Origin of the sequence: Streptomyces sp. ActVer (assembly GCF_027270795.1) — a bacterium.
GTDB lineage: Bacteria > Actinomycetota > Actinomycetes > Streptomycetales > Streptomycetaceae > Streptomyces > Streptomyces umbrinus_A.
Map to the genome: position 1 here is coordinate 1 of NZ_JAPWHT010000626.1, position 4,633 is coordinate 4,633.

Below are 4,633 nucleotides of genomic sequence, written 5' to 3' on the forward strand. Positions count from 1 at the left end.
CCCGCAGTCCGCGTCGCGCGGCACCGCGCTCTGCGCGCAGGTGGACGGCGACGACGGCGGCGTACGGATCAGGTCCGTGCTGGTCCCGCTGACCCAGCTCGCCCCGGTCGCGGTGTCCGCGGGCACCGCCGAGCCGCTGAAGCCGGCCTGTGTCCCGACCGAGGCCACGGTGGTACGGCCGGGGCACGGAGCCCTGGTCCGGGCCCTGCACGCCAGCGGCGCCGCGCACGCCGGAACCACCTATCTGGTGGCGGAGAACGGCGTGAAGTACCGCGTCTCCGCCAAGGACTCGCTGTCGGCGCTCGGTTACTAGGCCTCGGACATCGGCTCGGTCCCGGCGCCGATGCTCGCCGCCTTCCCGACCGGCGCGGACCTCGACCCGGCCGCCGCAGCGGGCGTCACGGACCCCAAGGCCACCGCTCCCGAGTGCGGCGACGCCGGCCGGACGGAGAAGCCCGGGGAGAGCGAAGAGGCGGGCAGGACGGACCAGGCCGACGCAGCGGACAAGGCGGGGGAGGCGGGCAAGCCGGTCTCGGCGGGCACCGTCTCGCAGAGCTGACACCACCTGCCGATCCCGGCAAGCGGCCGATACCACGCCTGGGGAAAAGGGAAAGGAAAGGAGCGGCCGCGGGAGTGCCCTAAGCCGAACTCGGCGCCTATGACGTCAAGTCGACAATGCGAAGTCGACCGGTGGCCTGGCACCTGATACGCGGATCGGATTCGAAGACCTGACGCGAAGGCTTCTCGCGAGGTCGACAAGAAGGCGAAACCTCAGAAGAAGCTCAAATGTCGCGGCCGTTCGCACCGATGCAAACCCGTGGGCGTACGTGCATTGGCGGGACGGGTCTTCCGGTGACCGTTCGGTCTCTGTGCGTGCCCGTTTTCCGCCCGCTTTGCGTGTGGCCAGGCGGGGGGTTCCGTCCTGCTTCCCCGGCGCCGGGCTGCGAGCGTTCATCCGGCTGCAACGTTCGCACAACTCCGGTGCCATACAGGCGAATTCTGCCGAACTGGCTGTTGCTCACATGTTGCCTGCACGCATTGCGCGGAACCCTATTTTCTCTTTAGCCTCAGCAGGCAATGGTGCGTGAGGCGCGCCTGAACGAAGGGAGCGTGACATGGCGGACAGCGCCGCAAGGAAAGCGGACTATGCCAAGGGCTTGGGGGGCGTCTCCTCTCTGGAGTCGGCCCGGGACCAGGTCGAGAAAACCCAGAACAACGTCGCCGAGATCGCAGCGCGTTCGGGTGTCGGCGGTGACGAGGGCCAGGCCCTCCTGAAGCTCTTCCGCAGCTGGAACACCGAGGCCCAGAAGGTCGTCGTCCAGATCAGCACGATGATCGACGCGCTCCAGGAGAACGTGACCTCCGCCAACCGCCTGGCGAAGGAGAACCAGGACCTGACCGAGGTTCTCGAGAGCAAGACCAGCCAGGGCGTCTTCGAAGCACTGAGCTGAACCACCCGCGGTACCGGCCCCCTGCGGTGGAGCCGGACTTCGTGAGCTTCCCGGGCCCGGCGCCCGGCCTTCGAGAGGAGACGTCATGGCCGACGGCATCATTGACGTGCAGTACCCCAAGGTCCAGCAGGCCATCGAGGAATTGATGGAGCAGACCCAGGTGATCATCACGACCCTCAACAACCTGGAGGACGAGCTGAAGCCGCTCGTCAGCACCTGGGAAGGTGCGGACCAGGAGCAGTACCGGGTGGTCCAGGCGGAGTGGGACAACGCCACCAAGAACATGGCCAAGCTCCTCGGTGACAACGGTGAGCTGATCCGCACCATCCACGACAACCACTCCCGTGACGAGCGCAAGAGCGCCGACAACTGGGGCAATGTGCGGGCCCGTTAGGGTCTGACCGGAGTTTCTCCGTCCGTCCCGAGGACGGGGGCCCGGCGTCGTGCACGTGCGATCGAAGTCGCCCGGCCGCCCGCATGGCGGTGTCATGCGGGCGGCCGGGCGACGGGGCCGGGCCCCCGTCGCCCGCAGGCGGAACCCCCCACGGGGTCACCCCGCATCCCCGTCCGGCACCAAGCAGCAGGAGAACGTCTCATGGCCGGTGAGAAGGCAGACGTCAAGCATTTCGACCTCAAGCAGATGGAGAACTTCCGGGACAACGAGGTACAGCCGGTCTACACCGCTGCGAAGAAGCACCGTGAAGAGGGCGACGGAAGCACGATCCGCCCGCTGGGCCATCTCGTCGACGGGCACACCACCCCGGACAACCTCGACCAGGACAAGCAGCTTCTGCGCATCGGCAAGATGGTCACCGAACCCCTGGTCTCGGGACCGAAGCTGATCGAGGGCGTCCGCACCGCGGCCGAGGCCATCGACAAACTGCTGGGTGACCAGATGGACCTCTTCAAGGAACTCAAGGAGGCCCTCTCGGACACCATCGAGGAGGCCAACAAGACGAAGAACAAGAACCTCGACGCGATCGACGCGCAGACCCTGCTGCAGACCTTCGAAGAGGTCGACACGCTCACCGCCGGCAGTACGGAAGAAGAGGACTGACCCTCCTCGCGCCGGCGGTGGTCACGGCCGACCGGCGCGCCCCCGTAAGAGACACACGCCTGCGCATCCGTACGAAGACACGATGGGCCGGCGCGGACCACAACCGACCAGAAAGGGCGCCCGGTGGCCGATCGCTACGACCCCAACTCCGGCACCAACCTCGACAAGTTCGACAACGCCGGCGACCCGTCGAGTGACACCTGGGCCACCCTGGTCACCCACATCACCGGCTATCCCGTGCCGGACCGCAACACCATCTTCGACACGCTCCGCTCCGACCACGGCGGCAAGCTCTTCCGGATGGACATCAAGGAGCGCAGCCTCAGCCTGATGGTCAAGGACTCCGGGTTCCTGACCAACACCGGCGAGGACTACGACATTTTCTTCTTCGACAGCGGCAAGAAGACGAAGATCATGCAGGCCCGCATCGTGTTCGAGGGCCGCGTGAAGGCCGGCGAGGAGATTATCTTCGCCGGCCCGAACTCCGACAACGTCAACGACGCCCAGGTCCGTGAAGGCAACGAGTTCACGGACTACAACAAGGACAAGATGTCCACCATCCCGCTCGCCCGGTACATGAACGGGCCGCGGACGGCGCTCCTCGAACTGCTGAAGGGCGGCACTCAGAACGCCCGGTTCAGCAACCTGGGCGTGGGCGGCAGCGACGCGGTCGACCTGAGCTCCTTCAACACGACGGGCGACTCCTTCGACTACGCCGCCAAGTTCTTCCGGGACCACGCGGTCGTCCTCAAGGACTGGGAGGACCGTTTCGGCAGGGACGACGCGAGCTGGAAGGGTGAGGCGGCGGAGGTCTTCCGCAGCCTGCTGACGAAGATCCGCGAGAACTACGACAGCTACATCGAGACCTTCGACTCCTCGGCCGGCACCGGCGACGAGACCGGCACCGGCAACACGGTGTACTCGCGTGCCCTGTCGCTGGGCCGCAAGTACCTGGAGGACGCCGCCGGCAAGCTGCTGGACGCCTGGCTGGCATGGGCAAAGTCTCCGTACTACGACCCGCACCAGGTGCTGCGCTACGTCCTGGACGAACTCGCCCAGTGGGTGGACAGCAACAACGTCGCCAAGACGGACATCACGTCGACCACCACCCGCTACACCACGACCGTCCGGCACAGCCCGCAGGGAGGCTTCTCCCAGGTGCACCCCGAGTACGGCGACCTGACCGACATCGCCAACTGGGCCAAGGTCGGCGACAAGGCGGTCAAGGTCTGGAGCCAGGGCGTCGCCGAGTACCTGGGCAAGCCCGCCGCCACGGTGCAGTCCAACCTGAACAACCACTTCCTCGACCTCGGCGAGGACTTCGCGGACAACGTGCCCAAGCCGAAATCGACCAGCACGGCCTCGGAGGAGTACGAGGAGAAGAAGGCCAAGGAGGCAGAGGAGGAGCTCAAGAAGCAGAACGAGGAGAACAAGAAGTACCAGGACGAGCTGCGGGAGGAGCAGAACCGGCAGCGGGAGGAGGACAAGAAGTACCAGGACGAGCTGCGGGAGGAGCAGAACCGGCAGCGTGAGGAGGACAAGAAGTACCAGGAGGAACTCCGCAACGAGCAGAAGGCGGAGCAGGACGAGGCCAAGCGGGAAGCCGAAGAGCTCCGCAACGAGCAGAACCAGCAGCGTGACGAGGACAAGAAGTACGCCGACGAACTGCGCGAGGAACAGCGGCGCGAGCAGGAAGAGGCCAAGCGCGAGGCCGAGGAGCAGGCCAAGGCCGTGCAGGAGAGCCTCGGCGGGCTCAACGACCCCAACGCGGTCAACGAGCAGAACCTCGACATCCCCGACGACCTGCTGAACCAGAACAACCCGGTCACCACCGAGAGCCTCGGCGACATGGGAGACCTCAACGGCGACGGCACCGGCCCGGGCCAGACCGACCTCGGCCCGGTCACCCAGAACCTCGGCAACCTCGGCGGACTGAACGGCGGGGGCGGCGCACTCAACACCCCGACCGGAGGGAAGACCCAGGCCGACGGAGGCAAGCTCACCACCGACTTCCCGGACGGCAGCAGCACCTCTTTCGACCCGGACAGCGGGCTGCTCACCACCACGTCACCGGACGGCACGGTCACCACGCAGGACCTGGGCGACGGTCTGAAGGTGACGAACC

4 protein-coding genes and 1 pseudogene are annotated in these 4,633 nt (G+C 66.5%); all 5 read left to right on the plus strand.

Going from position 1 to position 4,633, the window contains the following annotated elements; genetic code table 11:
- A pseudogene (locus O3Q52_RS49145) lies at nucleotides 1–559 on the plus strand (type VII secretion protein EccB); the annotation flags it as partial.
- A 556-nt stretch (nucleotides 560–1,115) separates the two neighbouring features.
- Nucleotides 1,116–1,451 carry a hypothetical protein gene (locus O3Q52_RS49150; protein ID WP_269654936.1) on the plus strand — a complete coding sequence of 112 codons (336 nt, stop codon included), beginning with the start codon at nucleotides 1,116–1,118 and terminating at the stop codon, nucleotides 1,449–1,451.
- A gap of 85 nt (nucleotides 1,452–1,536) precedes the next feature.
- Entirely contained in the window at nucleotides 1,537–1,845 is a 309-nt protein-coding gene (locus tag O3Q52_RS49155) for a WXG100 family type VII secretion target (RefSeq protein ID WP_189844488.1), read from the plus strand.
- A gap of 201 nt (nucleotides 1,846–2,046) precedes the next feature.
- On the plus strand, nucleotides 2,047–2,508 hold the full coding sequence (locus O3Q52_RS49160; RefSeq protein ID WP_269654937.1) for a type VII secretion system-associated protein: 462 nt from the start codon (nucleotides 2,047–2,049) through the stop codon (nucleotides 2,506–2,508).
- 123 nt (nucleotides 2,509–2,631) lie between these two features.
- Nucleotides 2,632–4,633: AAWKG family protein (locus O3Q52_RS49165; RefSeq protein ID WP_269654938.1), on the plus strand; the 2,002-nt coding region annotated here is incomplete at its 3' end.